We start from the raw sequence: 14,617 nt of genomic DNA on the forward strand, positions 1-14,617 counted from the left end.
CATAAGCAATAACAACCAGAGACACACCATGAGCCAAACCCAATACGCCCAACTCGACGCATGGATCGACGCGCACTTTGACGAGCAAGTGAAGTTCTTGCAAGCCTTGGTGCAAGTCCCCACAGACACCCCACCCGGCAACAACGCCCCGCATGCCGAGCGCACCGCCGAGTTGTTGCACAGCTTTGGCTACGAAGCCGAGAAGCACGCTGTGCCCAGCGACGAGGTGAAAGCCTACGGTTTGGAAAGCATCACCAACCTCATCGTGCGCCGCAAGTTTGCCGATGGCGGCAAAACCATTGCGCTCAATGCACACGGCGATGTGGTCCCTCCGGGCGAGGGCTGGACACACAAGCCTTACGGCGCTGAGATTGAAAACGGCGCCATGTACGGCCGCGCCACAGCGGTGAGCAAGAGCGACTTTTCTACCTTCACCTTTGCCACACGCGCACTCGAATCTTTGGGCCTGCCGTTGAAAGGCGGCGTTGAACTTCACTTCACCTACGACGAAGAATTTGGCGGCGAAAAAGGCCCAGGCTGGTTGCTGTCTCACGACCTGACCAAACCCGACTTGATGATTGCCGCCGGCTTTAGCTACCAAGTGGTCACCGCCCACAACGGCTGCTTGCAAATGGAAGTCACCGTGCAAGGCGAAATGGCCCACGCCGCCATTCCCGACAGCGGCACAGATGCCTTGCAAGGCGCGGTGCACATCCTGAACGCCCTGCACGCGCTCAATGAGGGATACAAACAAACCACCTCAAAGATCGAAGGCATCACCCACCCTTACCTCAACGTGGGCCAAATCACCGGCGGCACCAACACCAACGTCGTGCCCGGCAAGGTCGTGTTCAAACTCGACCGCCGCATGATTCCAGAAGAGAACCCCGTTGAAGTGGAAGCGTCCATTCGCAAAACCATCGAAGACGCAGCGGCTTCATTCAACCCACCCCGTGGCGGCAAGCAACTCAAGGTCGACATCAAACGACTCTTGCTCGCCAAAGCCATGATTCCGCTGGCAGGCAACAAACCTTTGGTCGACGCCATCCAAAAACACGGCGAACAACTATTTGGCGAACCCATCCCCGCTGTGGGCACGCCGCTCTACACCGATGTGCGCCTGTATGTGGCGCAGGGCATTCCCGGCGTCATCTACGGCGCGGGGCCACGTACGGTGCTGGAGAGCCACGCCAAGCGCAACGATGAACGTGTGATGTTGGAAGATGTGCGTCGGGCGACCAAGGTGGTGGCGCGCACTTTGTTGGATTTGTTGAGCTAAACCTGTTTCGTAGAGTTTCGCTCCGGAGGGGGTTGCGCAGCTTGGGTGCGGCGGCCTCCTCATGCTGGGGTACCAGAAATCGTCGGCCGCCGCACCCAAGCCGCACAACTGTTTTGAATTGAAACACCTTAGGCCCACGCTTCACGTTGCCGGTACAAATTTGCGAACTGGCAGCGTGCGATGAATCGGTGCACATATGCAAGCCAAAGAACAAACCTCTGCAAGGAACAGTTCTAACCAAACATTTGCCAGCCGCAGTCTGTGCTTAGAGGGCTTGGGCCGGTGACGATTTCTGTACCCAGCATGAGGAACCGGCCCAAGTCCTCTGCGCACAGCGAGCCCAGCAAAACAAACTCAAAAAATAGGGTTTCTCCGTAAAACAACCCAAGCATATTTTGTATACAGTTTTGTATGCGAAAAATCCACAAGGAGAAATGATGTCCCAATCCACCCATCCCGTCGACGAACACTTGCCCACCGGCAAGCTCGCCGCTCTCGGCTTGCAACACGTGCTTGTCATGTATGCAGGCGCTGTGGCTGTGCCACTCATCGTTGGCCGTGCTTTGAAGCTCAGCCCCGAACAAGTGGCGATGCTTATCTCTGCTGACTTGTTTGTGTGTGGCTTGGTCACCCTCATTCAATCGTGGGGCGCCACCCAATGGTTTGGCATTCGCTTGCCCGTCATGATGGGCGTGACCTTTGCTGCTGTGGCACCGATGGTGGCCATGGCCGGTGCTAACCCTGGCGATGCTGGGGCTCAGCTCATCTTCGGCGCCATCATGGGCGCAGGTGCCATTTCTATCCTCATCGCGCCGCTGGTCAGCCGCATGTTGCGGTTCTTCCCGCCCGTGGTGACTGGCACCATCATTGCCGTCATCGGTATCAGCTTGATGCGCATTGGCATCAACTGGATTTTTGGCAACCCCTTCGGCCCCACAGCCCCATCCATCGTCAACCCAGAGCACGCCAAGTGGCTGGCTGACGCTGCGGCTGCGGCCTCGGCCCCAGGCTCAACGCTGGCTGCCGTGCCCAAAGATTTGGCTTTGATGGCTAAAGTGCCTAACCCCAAATACGCCGACCTCACAGGCGTGGGCATTGCATCTTTGGTCTTGGTGTCCATCTTGATGATTTCTAAGTTCGCCAAAGGCTTCATCGCAAACATCTCAGTGCTCTTGGGCATCGTCATTGGCGGCGTCGTGGCCACCAGCTTCGGGCTAATGAACTTTGACAAAGTGGGCAAAGCCGAATGGTTTGGCATCGTCACACCGTTCCAGTTTGGTATGCCTGTGTTTGACCCCGTGCTCATCCTCACCATGACCTTGGTGATGATCGTGGTGATGATCGAATCCACCGGCATGTTCTTAGCCTTGGGCGAGATGACCGACCGTCATGTGGACCGCGCCGCGCTTACCCGTGGTTTACGAACCGATGGTTTGGGCACGCTGATTGGCGGCATCTTCAACACCTTCCCCTACACCAGCTTCTCGCAAAACGTGGGCCTCGTGGCAGTCACTGGCGTCAAGAGCCGCTTTGTGTGCGTGGCCGGTGGCATCATCTTGATCGTCTTGGGTGTGATTCCTAAGATGGCCGCTTTGGTTGAATCGCTCCCCACCGTGGTCTTGGGTGGTGCTGGCTTGGTGATGTTTGGCATGGTGGCAGCCACCGGCATTCGCATCTTGGGCGGCGTGGACTTCAAGAACAACCGCTTCAACAGCTTGGTCGTGGCCATCTCCATCGGCATCGGCATGATTCCGCTGATCGCCCCTAACTTCAAGCAATGGATGCCCCACAACCTGCATCCACTGATTGAGTCAGGCATCTTGTTGGCCTCCATCTCTGCCGTGGTGTTGAACCTGTTCTTCAACGGCGCGTCCAAAGACGACTCGGCTGCGGTAGCAGCGGCACGTCAAGCCGACAGCCACTAAAAAGGCAAACGCCTTGTGCATAGCCCGCCGAACAAGCGGGCTTTTTTTTGGGCAACAAACCTTGCACGGCCTGCGGTGTGTCGCATAAGCAGTAATACCAACAGGCTCAGCAATAGCGCGCCGTTACACTCGTCGATCAAAAAGTTGCTTTGTCTCAAGGCACTCAAACAACAACATTTCCTTTGTCTGGAGCAAACAAAACATGGAACTACTTCAAAGCACCGATTTCTGGCTAGGCCTGCTGCTGATCATTTGGATCAACATCATCTTGTCAGGCGACAACGCCGTCGTGATCGCATTGGCTGCACGCAGCTTGCCCCCTGAGCAACAGAAAAAAGCCATCATGTTTGGCTCTGGTGCTGCCGTGGTGTTGCGTATCGGTTTGACCGTGGTGGCCGCGAAATTGATGACGTTGGAATACCTGCAAATCGTGGGTGGCATCTTGCTGCTCTGGATTGGCGCGCAATTGCTGGCTGGCGAAGACGAAGACGATGGTGAAGGCGGCGAACAAGGTAACCTTTTTTCTGCCATCCGTACCATCTTGATTGCTGACGTGGTCATGAGCTTGGACAACGTGATTGCTGTGGCTGCTGCCGCCAAAGGTGATGAGGTCTTGCTCATCATTGGCTTGGCCATCAGCATTCCTTTGGTCATCTTTGGCAGCACCTTGATGATCAAACTGATGGAGCGCTATCCCGTCATCATCACTTTGGGGGCCGCTTTGATCGGCTGGGTGGGTGGTGAGACCATCGCCAGCGATGCCGTGTTGCGCGAATTCAGCGCGGCCAACTCTTGGTTCCATTTGACCGCAGCAGCGGCAGGTGCCGCCGCTGTTTTTGCATGGGGCAAATTCAACCAGTCGCGTAAACACAAAACAGCAGAAGCCGCATAAGCCTTTCCGCTTGTAGCTTCTTCCCAAAAGCCAGCCACCGTGCTGGCTTTTTTGTGGGTGATCGAAACCAAGAGTAACGCACCACGTTGGTGCAAAACACCAGACTGGTGCAAACCCTTTTTGTATACAAACCAAAGTCGCGCACAATTTATCCTCAGCAGCCCGCAAACAGGTACCTCACGCTAGGCACCAATATTGCAAGCTTGTATACATCACCCTTTACTCATTTTATTTTTCAGAGGCCCACATGATCAAACGCACCTTCATCAAAACCACCCTCGGCTTGGCACTGGCTGCCAGTTTTGCAGGTGCTTCGGCACAGACAACGCCCCTCAAGTTCCAACTCGACTGGCGCTTTGAAGGCCCCTCTGCTTTCTTCTTGGTACCTGTGGCCAAAGGCTATTTCAAAGACGCCAAGCTCGACGTGACCGTCGATGCTGGCAACGGTTCTGGCGGTGCGGTCAACCGCGTGGCTTCAGGCGCTTATGACGTGGGCTTTGCCGACTTGGCCGCCTTGATGGAGTTCCACGCCAACAACCCTGACGCGCCCAACAAGCCTGTGGCCGTGATGATGGTCTACAACAACACGCCCGCATCGGTGATGGCCTTGAAAAAATCTGGCATCAAAACCCCAGCCGACTTGGCTGGTAAAAAACTCGGCGCGCCCGTGTTTGACGCAGGCCGTCGCGCCTTCCCCATCTTTGCAAAAGCCAACAGCGTAGGCACTGTGAACTGGGTCACCATGGATCCCCCATTGCGCGAAACCATGTTGGTGCGCGGCGATGTGGATGCCATCACCGGCTTCACCTTCACCTCGTTGCTCAACATCGAAGCCCGTGGCGTGAAAGCCGATGACGTGGTGGTCATGCAATACCCAGACTTGGGCGTGAAGCTGTATGGCAACGCCATCATTGCCACGCCCAAGCTCATCAAAGAAAACCCAGCCGCCCTCAAAGCCTTCTTGGCTGCGTTTGCCAAAGGTGCGAAAGACGTGATCGCTGACCCAGTCAAAGCCATTGAAACCGTCAAGGCCCGCGACGGCATCATCAACAGCGAACTCGAAACACGCCGCTTGAAGTTGGCCATCGACACCGTCATCAACAGCCCAGACGCACGCGCTGAAGGCTTTGGCCAAGTCAAAGGCCCACGCCTGAGCTTGATGGCCTCTCAAGTGTCTGATGCGTTCAACACCAAAACTCGCGTGAAGGCTGACGACATTTGGAACGGTTCTTTCTTGCCCACAGCCAAAGAACTCGACGTGTTGCCCAAAGGTAAAAAGTAATCTAGGCACTGCTGCATGACCGCTTCTCCCGAACACTTCGTCGACTTTCAAAACGTCTGGCTCGCCTACAACGATGAGTTGTTAGCGCAAAACCACTTTGCGGTGGAAGACATCAACCTGCAGGTCAAACAAGGCGAGTTCATCGCCATTGTGGGGCCCTCGGGTTGCGGCAAATCCACCTTCATGAAGCTCACCACGGGTTTGAAAAAACCCAGCCGTGGTGAGATTTATGTTGATGGCCAGCCCGTCAACGGCCCGCTCAAGATCAGTGGCATGGCGTTTCAGTCACCCTCGCTCTTGCCTTGGCGCACCACGCTCGACAACGTGTTGCTGCCCTTGGAAATCGTGGAGCCTTACCGCTCTAACTTCAAAGCCAAGAAAGCCGAGTACGAAGCCCGAGCCATCGACCTGCTCAAGACCGTCGGTCTGGGCGGCTACGAGCGCAAGTTCCCGTGGGAGCTGTCAGGCGGCATGCAACAGCGCGCCAGCATTTGCCGCGCGTTGATTCATGAGCCCAAGATGCTGTTGCTCGACGAACCGTTTGGTGCGCTCGACGCCTTCACCCGCGAAGAGCTGTGGTGCACGCTGCGCGACTTGCATGCCATGCAAAAGTTCAACGTCATCTTGGTCACCCACGATTTGCGCGAGTCCGTCTTTTTGGCCGACACGGTTTATGTGATGAGCAAGAGCCCAGGCCGCTTTGTGGTCAAACGCGACATTGATTTACCTCGCCCCCGCGACTTGGAGGTGACCTACACCCCCGAGTTCACCAACATCGTTCACGAGCTGCGCGGCCACATTGGCGCGATGCGTAAAGACGGCACTAACCTCGGGCAGTGAACACCATGAATCAAAAACAACTCGAAACTTGGGCACCGTGGGGCTTGCTCATCGCTACCTTGCTGATTTGGCAAGGTGCCTGCTCGCTCTTTAACGTGTCCGAATTTGTGTTCCCCTCGCCTCTGCGCATTTGGGAACAAATGGTCGAATACCGCGACGTCATTGCGGGCCACGCCTGGCGCACCTTCTGGGTGACCATGGTGGGCTTCGGCATTGCCATCGTAGTGGGTGTCTTGCTCGGTTTCGTGATTGGCAGCTCGCCTTTGGCTTATGCCGCCGTGTACCCACTCATGACCGGCTTCAACGCCTTACCAAAAGCAGCGTTTGTGCCGATCTTGGTGGTGTGGTTTGGCATTGGCGTAGGCCCTGCCATCTTGACGGCCTTCCTCATCAGCTTCTTCCCCATCATGGTGAACATCGCCACGGGCTTGGCTACCTTAGAGCCTGAGCTGGAAGATGTGCTGCGCGTGTTGGGTGCCAAGCGCTGGGACGTGTTGATCAAAGTGGGCTTGCCCCGCTCCATGCCTTACTTTTACGGCTCGCTCAAAGTTGCCATCACCTTGGCTTTTGTGGGCACCACCGTGTCAGAGATGACCGCCGCCAACGAAGGCATTGGCTACTTGCTCATTTCCGCTGGCTCGGCCATGCAAATGGGCTTGGCGTTTGCGGGCTTGGTGGTGGTCGGCGCCATGGCCATGACCATGTACGAGCTGTTCAGCATGATCGAAAAACACACCACCGGTTGGGCGCACCGCGGTTCACAAAACCACTGAGTCGGAAAACTGCAAGGCGGCCAAACTGGCATACAGACCCGCACGCGCCATCAGCTCGGCGTGTGTGCCCTGCTCTACCAAGCGGCCATGCTCTAGCACCCAAATACAGTCGGCACGCTGCACCGTGGCCAAGCGGTGTGCAATCACGAGGGTCGTGCGGCCTTGCATGGCTTTCTCTAAAGCGGCTTGCACCATGCGCTCGCTGTTGGCGTCCAAAGCGCTGGTGGCTTCGTCCAACAGCAGCATGGGCGGGTTTTTCAAAATAGCCCTTGCAATCGCAATGCGCTGACGCTGCCCCCCAGACAAGCGCACGCCTCGGTCACCCAAATACGTGTCAAAGCCTTCGGGCAGTTCGTTGATAAATTCCGTGGCAAACGCCGCTTCTGCCGCTGCGTGCACGGCTTGGTCGGTGGCATCGGGTTGGCCGTAGCGGATGTTCTCCATCACCGTGCCCGAAAACACCACCGGCTCTTGCGGCACCACGCCAATGCGCTGACGCAAGTCGTGCAAATCCATTTGCTCAATCGCCACGCCGTCTAACAGCACCTCGCCTTGCTGGGGCGCATAAAAACGCATCAACAAAGAAAACAGCGTGGTCTTGCCCGCACCACTGGGGCCAACAATGGCCACGGTTTGCCCTGCATGGACCTCGCCCGTCAAGCCATTGAGGGCGCGCTGCGCGGGCCGCGACGGGTAGTTGAAACTCACCTCACGCAACACCAAGCTCGAACCGTGTGTGGGCCATGGCGCACGCTGTGGCTGCTCGGGCGAACGCACATCCGACTGGGTGTGCAGCAGCTCCATCAGCCGCTCGGTCGCGCCTGCGGCACGCAGCACGTCGCCATACACCTCGCCCAGCACGGCAAAGGCACTGGCCAGCAACACCACATAAACCACGGTTTGGCCCAGCTCACCAGCGGTGGTCGTGCCCGCACGCACCGACAGTGCGCCCATGTACAAGCCCCACAACAAGGCCGCACTCGACGCCATGATGATGAAGCCCACCAAAGCCGAACGCGCTCGCACGCGGCGTAGCGATGTGGCCAAGGCTTGCGCGGTAGAGCCACTGAATCGCAAAGCCTCGCGCCGCTCAGCCGTGTAGCTTTGCACCACCGAAATGGCATTCAGAACCTCAGACGCCATGGCGCTCGAATCGGCCACACGGTCTTGGCTGGCCCGCGACAGACGGCGCACACGGCGGCCCAAATACACACTCGGAAACACCACCAGCGCCAGCACCCCAATCACCTGCAACATCAGCCAAGGGTTGGTCCAAATCAGCATGGCCATTGCGCCCACACCCATCACCGCATTGCGCAGCCCCATCGACAACGACGAACCCACCACGGTTTGAATCAAGGTGGCGTCGCTCGTCAAACGCGACAGCACCTCGCCCGACTGCGTGGTTTCAAAAAACGTGGGGCTTTGCTGCAGCACATGGGCGTAGACCTTGTTTTTCAAGTCCACCGTGATCTTCTCGCCCAGCCAGCTCACCATGTAAAACCGTGCCGACGAAAACACCGCCAAGGCCGCTGCCACCATGAACAGCTCAACAAACTGAGTGGCCAACACCTCGGGCGTGGCCTGCTCGGCCAAGCCTTGGTCAATCAGCGTGCGCAGCGCCCACGGAAAGGCCAAGGTCGTGCCAGCCGCCAGCAACAAAAACACACCCGCAAGGGCCACCTGAACACGGTAAGGGCGAATGAATGGAATCAGTCCAGACAGCGATTGGGGGGTGGGTTTCATAAATAAAGTAAGGCTGCCATGGCCACCAGTGTAGGGAACAACGCCCCCACCAGCAAACCACCCGCCCCCACCGACGCATCGGCAAACCCCGCACGCAGCAGCGCCACGCCTGCGGGGTTGGGTGCGTTGGCAATCACGGTCAAGCCGCCGCCTGCCACCGCACCAGCCACCAAGCTGTATTTGGCTTCGTCCGAGATATCCAAAATCAACGAGCCCAAATATGTCAGGGCAGCGTTGTCGGTGAAGGCGGTCAGCACCGTGGTTCCGTAGAACAACACCTGCGGGTCCATGGTCGACACAATGGGTTGCAACCACCACTGCTGCATGCCGCCCAACACCACCAAGCCCGCCAAGAAAAAGCCCACCAACAAAGCCTCTTTCAAAATCAGCGGGTTCTGGTAGCGCTCATAGGCTTGTGCAAAGCCCATGAACATCACAAACAGGCCAATGAACGCCACGGGGTGATGCGCCATCACCACCACAGCGCCCAAAAACGCCAAATGCACAAGCACCACGGTTTTAGGAATGCGATCTGTCACGGGCGATTCGTCTGCACTGGTATTTGCACCCAAATGGTTGCGCAACACAAAAACCGCCACAGTGGCATTCACCAGCACAGCCAACGCAGCCTTCCAGCCAAACTGGGTAAACATAAACGCACTGTCCCAGCCCCACACAGTGGCCACCATCAACACGGGCGGTGCAGCATATGAAGTGAGCGTGCCGCCAATCGAAATATTGACAAACAACACGCCCAGCGCAAAGTACTTCACCCGCTCTGGCACTTCAGACCGAAACACTTGGGGGGCCAGCATCAGCGCGGCAATGGTCATGGCCGCGGGTTCGGTGATGGCCGAGCCCAGCAAAGGCACGGCAAACAAGCCCAACCAAGCCTTGGCCAACGAAGCCCGCATGGGCATGAGGCGCGAGGCTGCATCGACTGCCGACATGACAAAACTCAAAATAGGTTTAGACGCCGCCACCACCATCACCACAAATACAAACAGCGGCTCGGTGTATTGGCGCGATTCGGCATAGGCCAAAGCTTGCGTGCCGTCTTGCAGCCATGCCATGCACACGATCAGGACGATGGCCCAAAAGCCAAACACCACTTCCACTTCACCTAAGAGGTGAAACAAACCAGCGTGTTTGGGATAGCGGTGGGAAAGCCGCTCAAAGTACTTGGCGGCAAAGGTGTGAATCAGGGCCACTGCAAATAAAACAGCTGCCACCCACTCAATAGAAATAGGGGTCATAGCAAACACACAGGTTTTCTCGCGTGGCGGCCCGACCGACGCTAAACCTGTTGACTCATCATTGAATGAACACCCGCCTCCATTCTAATGAACACACATCAACCATTCGTTTGCTGTTGGTTTCACCATTGGCATGAGGAGCCGGGCACAACGATTGGGTTGAATGACATGCAACAAGTGAAAATACACAGGCAGCCATCATTCAAAATGAGAGGCCCCTGGTGCTTTCAAAAGCCGCTTCAACCGCGGCTTTTTTATGCCTTAAATATTCATTGGAAACCGTAAGTTCATCGAATTTCTAGCCTTAATTCGATAAATTCGCCAAATTTACGAATATCATCAACGCCACTTTTGTCTAGCGCTAGGCCTACCTTGGCACGCCGGATTCCCTCTATTCAAGGCGATACACATGGCATCTTCCAGTGAACACACCACCGAGCACATGCATCTCGGTCCCAACTCAGCAGACAAGCTCTTTTTGGCCTTTTTGGTCTTGATTGTGGTGGCCGTCACTTGGCTGGGCGTTGTCAACTACAGAGAAGCCCTCAAAGTTGAAGCGGCCAAAAGCAACGGCGAAGCTTGGGTGGCATGGTTGACCGAAACCGGCACCACACGTTTTGAGGCCAACACGCCGCATCCTGCGTGCAAAGGTGGTGTCAAACCTACAGCCGATGCCAAAGCCGACACCCCCGGCACTTGGGGCGCTTGCTTGGCTCACATCATGGCGACGACCGAGCTGAAAGACCAAGTCAACACATTTTTCAACAAGCCCCCCCATTTCGTGGCCGCCTGCGACCCCAAAGATCGCACCTTGATGGGTGCCATCCTGCTGGAAGATTTGATGCCCACGCCTCCCGGCTCAGCCACGCCTTTCGTGGCCTCCCAGCTACTTGAGACAGACAGCGTTGACTACAAGATGCAACTGCGCCTTTCTGTGTGTGACAAAGGTGGCGCTGCTATCAAAGTTGCTGAGTTCGAGTTCTGAGGTCTGACATGAATACAACTACCAAACACGACAAATTCCTCGAAGACCTCGACGTCAAAGCCATTCTGAGCCAAGACGTAGAAGCCAACATCGACCGCAACTTGCCTATGCGCAAGTGGCTTTACGCATGGTTGCTCGATCCAAACATCCCCGGCAACTTCCAAAAAGAGTTGGACAAGTGGGTCAGCTACCTGATCATCATCAACTTGTTCACCCTGATGTTCGAGCACGTTCCTGCGGTGTACGAACCGTATCGCGTGTGGTTTGAGTGTTTTGACATCTTCTCTGTGGCCGTATTCACCATTGAATACGCCTTGCGCTTTTACCTCGCACCTGAAGACGAAGAATTCAAGAACCGCAAGAACGCCCGCTTGGGCTTTGTGACCAGCCCATTTGCCATCATCGACTTCTTGGCTGTGGCACCGTTCTACTTGCAAGCCTTCATTCCCATCGACTTGCGCGTGTTGCGATTCCTGCGACTCTTGCGAATCATGAAGCTGTTCCGTGTTTTGATTCCAGCCATCGCTGAATTCAAAGAACTCAACAAAGGCCGCACCTTCCGTCAAAAAGTGCACGCCTTGGTGTTCCCAAGCGATTTCGGCGGCACCATGCAACACATCTTTGAGGTGTTCATTGGTGTGTGGGTGATCTTGTCTGTATTGGCCGTGATCTTGGAATCAGTCAAAGGCATCAACTACATCTTGCATCTGCAATTCGTCATCTTGGACGCAGTGGCTGTGGCCATCTTCACGGTGGAGTACTGCATGCGCATGTACGCTTGCGTGGAAGAGCCTGGCTACAAAGGCACCATCATCGGTCGCATCAAGCAAGCCAAATCGCCATCGACACTCATCGACTTCTTGGCGATCGTGCCCTTCTTCTTAGAAGTGTTCTTGCACCACCTGATGGACTTGCGCTTCTTGCGAGTGTTTCGTTTGGCACGATTGCTCAAACTCACACGCGGCAGCGATGCCACCGCCGTGTTGGTCAAAGTGGTGGTGCGTGAGTGGCCTGTGATGGGCGCTGCCACCTTCATCATGATGTTGCTGCTGGTCTTGACTGCCAGCTTGGGCTACTTGTTTGAATACGACGCTCAGCCTGAGAAGTTTGAAAACATCCCCACCTCCATCTATTGGGCGGTCATCACCTTGGCCTCTGTGGGTTACGGTGATATTTCACCCGTCACACCGATGGGCCGCGCCATGACCAGCATCTTGGCTCTGATGGGTATTGGTATCTTCGCCATCCCCGCTGCCTTGTTGGCGTCCGCCTTCAGCGATGAGTTGGTCAAAGAACGTGACCAGTTGAAAGCCAAACTGTTCAGCATTCTGAAAGATGGCCACATCACTGAAGCAGAAGCCGCCATCATTCGTGCAGAAGCCAAGCGCTTGCACTTGACGGTGGAAGAGGTGAATGCTCTGATTGAAGTGGTGATCAAAGAGCACGAGCTCGAAGAACGCAACCCACTTCCAATCCACAAAATCGCCGAAAACCCAGCCTTGGCTGTGGAGCACTACAAAGTCTTGTTGGGCCAAATCCGACAACTCGGCGTGCAAGTGGATGCCGCACAGTTTGACCAAGCTGCACAACAAGGCGATCGCCTGTCTGCTAACGAATTTGCCTTGTGGCAAAAAATTCAAGGCAAGGCTTAAAACGCCGCTTGGCTTGATGACTCAAGTCTTAAAAAAAGCGGTCACACACATGCTGTGTGACCGCTTATCAATTAAGCCCTCTACATTCAATACCGTTAGACCTTCGCCATGACAACAGGCCCCAAACAAACACTGATGGAAATATTGGACGGCTCGCCCAAGCACGCTGCCAGCCGTTACGTCGAATGGGCCATCACCCTGGTGGTACTGGTCAACTGCTCTGCGGTGATTCTTGATTCCGTCCCAGAAATTCACGCTGAATTCAAAGACTTCTTCCACGAGTTGGAGTTCTGGAGCGTCATGTTCTTCACGGGTGAATACATTTCACGCGTGTGGTCCTTGGGTGCGAAATATGACAAGGCGCATGGCGGCTCATGGAAAGGTCGCTTCGAATACATGCTCAGCCCGTTCGGATTGGTGGACTTTTTTGCCACCATGCCCTACTACATGCACATCTTCTTGCCAGGACTGGATTTACGTATCTTGCGCGTCTTGCGCTTACTGCGAATCTTGAAACTCTCCAAATACAACACCGCACTGCAAGACTTATTTCATGCCATCCATTCTGAACGTCAGGCGTTTGGTTCTGCGGTGTTTTTATTGACCATTGCCACCATCGTGTCAGCTTCGTTGATGCACTTCGCAGAAGGCCATCACCAGCCAGAGTTCTTTGGCACGATTCCACATTCCATCTATTGGGCGATCGTCACCATCACATCTGGCTACGGCAACGTCGAACCCACCACCAAAGCCGGCGAAGCCATTGCGCTCATCACCGGCTTCTTGGGGGTGTGTATGGCCGCCATCATGACCGGTATCGTGGCCTCGGCCTTCTCCAACCAAGTGGCGCGTAAAAAGGCGGCGTTTGAAGCGCAACTGCGCGAAGTCTTCAAAGACGGCAACATGTCTGAAGAAGAACAACAAACACTGCAGCGCTTGCAAGCGCACTACCGCCTCAGCGATGAACAGGTCGAAGCCATGATGCTGCGCGCGAAAAATAAATCCTCATCGAATGAATGAGCGCCACCATGAACACAGCAGCCGCTAACCTCACGACTTACCAGCGCATCAAGCGCCGCACCTTCGAAATCATGGAAGGTGAAGTCCCCGACAAGTACAGCCATTTCGTCGAAATCTTCATCGCGCTCTTGGTGGTCGCCAACGTGGTGGGCATCATCTTGGAATCCGTGCCGGAGATCCATGAAGCCTTCATGTACGAGTTCCATGCCTTTGACGTGTTCAGCGTGGCCGTGTTCTCTGTCGAATTCATCTTGCGCGTGTGGTCGTACAGCGAAAAGTACCTCCACAGTGGCGGCACCGCATGGCAAGGCCGCAAAGAATATGTGTTCAGCTTCTACGGCATCATCGACTTTGTCAGCACCGTGCCGTTTTATTTGCAATTGCTTTTCCCAGGCGCCGACTTGCGCGTGCTGCGCATGTTCCGCTTGATGCGAATTTTCAAGCTCTCTCGCTACAACAGCGCGTTTGAAGACATGGTGGCTGCGGTCAAGGCGGAGCGAGACTCTTTTTCGTCTGCCGTGTTCTTGTTGTTCATCAGTTGCTTGCTTTTCTCTTCACTGATCTACATCATCGAAGGCCATGAGCAACCTGATGTCTTCCCATCCATTCCAGCGGCCATGCACTGGTTTGTCATCACCATCATCTCGGGTTGGGGCAACGTAGACCCCGTGACATTTGTGGGTACGGTGTTGGTGATCCTCACGCAAATCTTGTCCATCGCCTTGGCTGCGATTCTGACCGGTGTGGTGGCCACGGCCTACACCGCGCAGGTGGAGCGCCGTCAAGCCCTGTATGAAATGGAAGTTCGTTCCGTACTGTCCGATGGTGTTGTCACCGAGGAGGAGCAAGCTCAACTTAAAATCATGCAAGCTAAGCTGGGGATGTCTGACGAGCAAGTTGAAGCCATCAAACACCAGATGCAAGAAGAAAAACACATCTCAGAAGCCAACAAGCAATCCAAGTAACT

General features: G+C 55.5%; 12 protein-coding genes. 10 read left to right on the forward strand and 2 right to left on the reverse strand.

Features of this window, described 5'->3' with window-relative positions:
* Positions 1-28 precede the first annotated feature (28 nt).
* From C5F52_RS00500 to C5F52_RS00525, 6 genes are all read left to right on the forward strand, one after another.
* Positions 29-1,279, forward strand: coding sequence for a M20/M25/M40 family metallo-hydrolase (locus C5F52_RS00500; protein WP_104796383.1), 1,251 nt, complete (start codon positions 29-31; stop codon positions 1,277-1,279).
* Positions 1,280-1,716: 437 nt separating this feature from the next.
* Positions 1,717-3,204 (forward strand): nucleobase:cation symporter-2 family protein, encoded by a 1,488-nt coding sequence (locus C5F52_RS00505; protein ID WP_104797099.1) that lies wholly within the window; start codon positions 1,717-1,719, stop codon positions 3,202-3,204.
* A 202-nt stretch (positions 3,205-3,406) separates the two neighbouring features.
* Positions 3,407-4,096, forward strand: a complete 690-nt coding sequence (locus C5F52_RS00510) for a TerC family protein (protein ID WP_104796384.1) — start codon at positions 3,407-3,409, stop codon at positions 4,094-4,096.
* 247 nt (positions 4,097-4,343) lie between these two features.
* Positions 4,344-5,378, forward strand: coding sequence for an ABC transporter substrate-binding protein (locus C5F52_RS00515; protein WP_104796385.1), 1,035 nt, complete (start codon positions 4,344-4,346; stop codon positions 5,376-5,378).
* A gap of 15 nt (positions 5,379-5,393) precedes the next feature.
* Positions 5,394-6,218, forward strand: coding sequence for an ABC transporter ATP-binding protein (locus C5F52_RS00520; protein WP_104796386.1), 825 nt, complete (start codon positions 5,394-5,396; stop codon positions 6,216-6,218).
* A gap of 5 nt (positions 6,219-6,223) precedes the next feature.
* Complete coding sequence (locus C5F52_RS00525; protein WP_104797100.1) at positions 6,224-6,991, forward strand: ABC transporter permease; 768 nt, start codon at positions 6,224-6,226, stop codon at positions 6,989-6,991.
* On the opposite strand, the gene C5F52_RS00530 is transcribed toward C5F52_RS00525, so the two are convergent.
* Both C5F52_RS00530 and C5F52_RS00535 read right to left on the reverse strand, forming a co-directional pair.
* Complete coding sequence (locus C5F52_RS00530) at positions 6,977-8,737, reverse strand: ABC transporter transmembrane domain-containing protein (RefSeq protein WP_104796387.1); 1,761 nt, start codon at positions 8,735-8,737, stop codon at positions 6,977-6,979. The genes C5F52_RS00525 and C5F52_RS00530 overlap by 15 nt on opposite strands.
* Positions 8,734-9,993, reverse strand: a complete 1,260-nt coding sequence (locus tag C5F52_RS00535) for a putative Na+/H+ antiporter (protein ID WP_104796388.1) — start codon at positions 9,991-9,993, stop codon at positions 8,734-8,736. The genes C5F52_RS00530 and C5F52_RS00535 overlap by 4 nt, the downstream gene beginning before the upstream one ends.
* Positions 9,994-10,402: 409 nt before the next feature.
* On the opposite strand from C5F52_RS00535, the gene C5F52_RS00540 reads away from it, so the two are divergent.
* The 4 genes from C5F52_RS00540 to C5F52_RS00555 all read left to right on the forward strand — a co-directional run bounded on the left by C5F52_RS00540 (position 10,403) and on the right by C5F52_RS00555 (position 14,615).
* Positions 10,403-10,978 (forward strand): hypothetical protein, encoded by a 576-nt coding sequence (locus C5F52_RS00540; RefSeq protein WP_104796389.1) that lies wholly within the window; start codon positions 10,403-10,405, stop codon positions 10,976-10,978.
* A gap of 8 nt (positions 10,979-10,986) precedes the next feature.
* Positions 10,987-12,630 (forward strand): ion transporter, encoded by a 1,644-nt coding sequence (locus C5F52_RS00545; RefSeq protein ID WP_104796390.1) that lies wholly within the window; start codon positions 10,987-10,989, stop codon positions 12,628-12,630.
* A 108-nt stretch (positions 12,631-12,738) separates the two neighbouring features.
* Complete coding sequence (locus C5F52_RS00550) at positions 12,739-13,650, forward strand: ion transporter (RefSeq protein WP_104796391.1); 912 nt, start codon at positions 12,739-12,741, stop codon at positions 13,648-13,650.
* 8 nt (positions 13,651-13,658) lie between these two features.
* Entirely contained in the window at positions 13,659-14,615 is a 957-nt protein-coding gene (locus tag C5F52_RS00555; RefSeq protein WP_161499628.1) for an ion transporter, read from the forward strand.
* Positions 14,616-14,617 lie beyond the last annotated feature (2 nt).

The organism is Limnohabitans sp. TS-CS-82 (assembly GCF_002943475.1).

What these genes read in the sequence shown, in the direction of transcription:
- C5F52_RS00505 (WP_104797099.1), top strand. Translation starts at nt 1,717, where the DNA reads ATGTCCCAATCCACCCATCCCGTCGACGAACACTTGCCCACCGGCAAG.
- C5F52_RS00515 (WP_104796385.1), top strand. Translation starts at nt 4,344, where the DNA reads ATGATCAAACGCACCTTCATCAAAACCACCCTCGGCTTGGCACTGGCT.
- C5F52_RS00540 (WP_104796389.1), top strand. Translation starts at nt 10,403, where the DNA reads ATGGCATCTTCCAGTGAACACACCACCGAGCACATGCATCTCGGTCCC.
- C5F52_RS00530 (WP_104796387.1), bottom strand. Translation starts at nt 8,737, where the DNA reads ATGAAACCCACCCCCCAATCGCTGTCTGGACTGATTCCATTCATTCGC.
- C5F52_RS00510 (WP_104796384.1), top strand. Translation starts at nt 3,407, where the DNA reads ATGGAACTACTTCAAAGCACCGATTTCTGGCTAGGCCTGCTGCTGATC.
- C5F52_RS00500 (WP_104796383.1), top strand. Translation starts at nt 29, where the DNA reads ATGAGCCAAACCCAATACGCCCAACTCGACGCATGGATCGACGCGCAC.
- C5F52_RS00555 (WP_161499628.1), top strand. Translation starts at nt 13,659, where the DNA reads ATGAACACAGCAGCCGCTAACCTCACGACTTACCAGCGCATCAAGCGC.
- C5F52_RS00520 (WP_104796386.1), top strand. Translation starts at nt 5,394, where the DNA reads ATGACCGCTTCTCCCGAACACTTCGTCGACTTTCAAAACGTCTGGCTC.
- C5F52_RS00535 (WP_104796388.1), bottom strand. Translation starts at nt 9,993, where the DNA reads ATGACCCCTATTTCTATTGAGTGGGTGGCAGCTGTTTTATTTGCAGTG.
- C5F52_RS00545 (WP_104796390.1), top strand. Translation starts at nt 10,987, where the DNA reads ATGAATACAACTACCAAACACGACAAATTCCTCGAAGACCTCGACGTC.
- C5F52_RS00525 (WP_104797100.1), top strand. Translation starts at nt 6,224, where the DNA reads ATGAATCAAAAACAACTCGAAACTTGGGCACCGTGGGGCTTGCTCATC.
- C5F52_RS00550 (WP_104796391.1), top strand. Translation starts at nt 12,739, where the DNA reads ATGACAACAGGCCCCAAACAAACACTGATGGAAATATTGGACGGCTCG.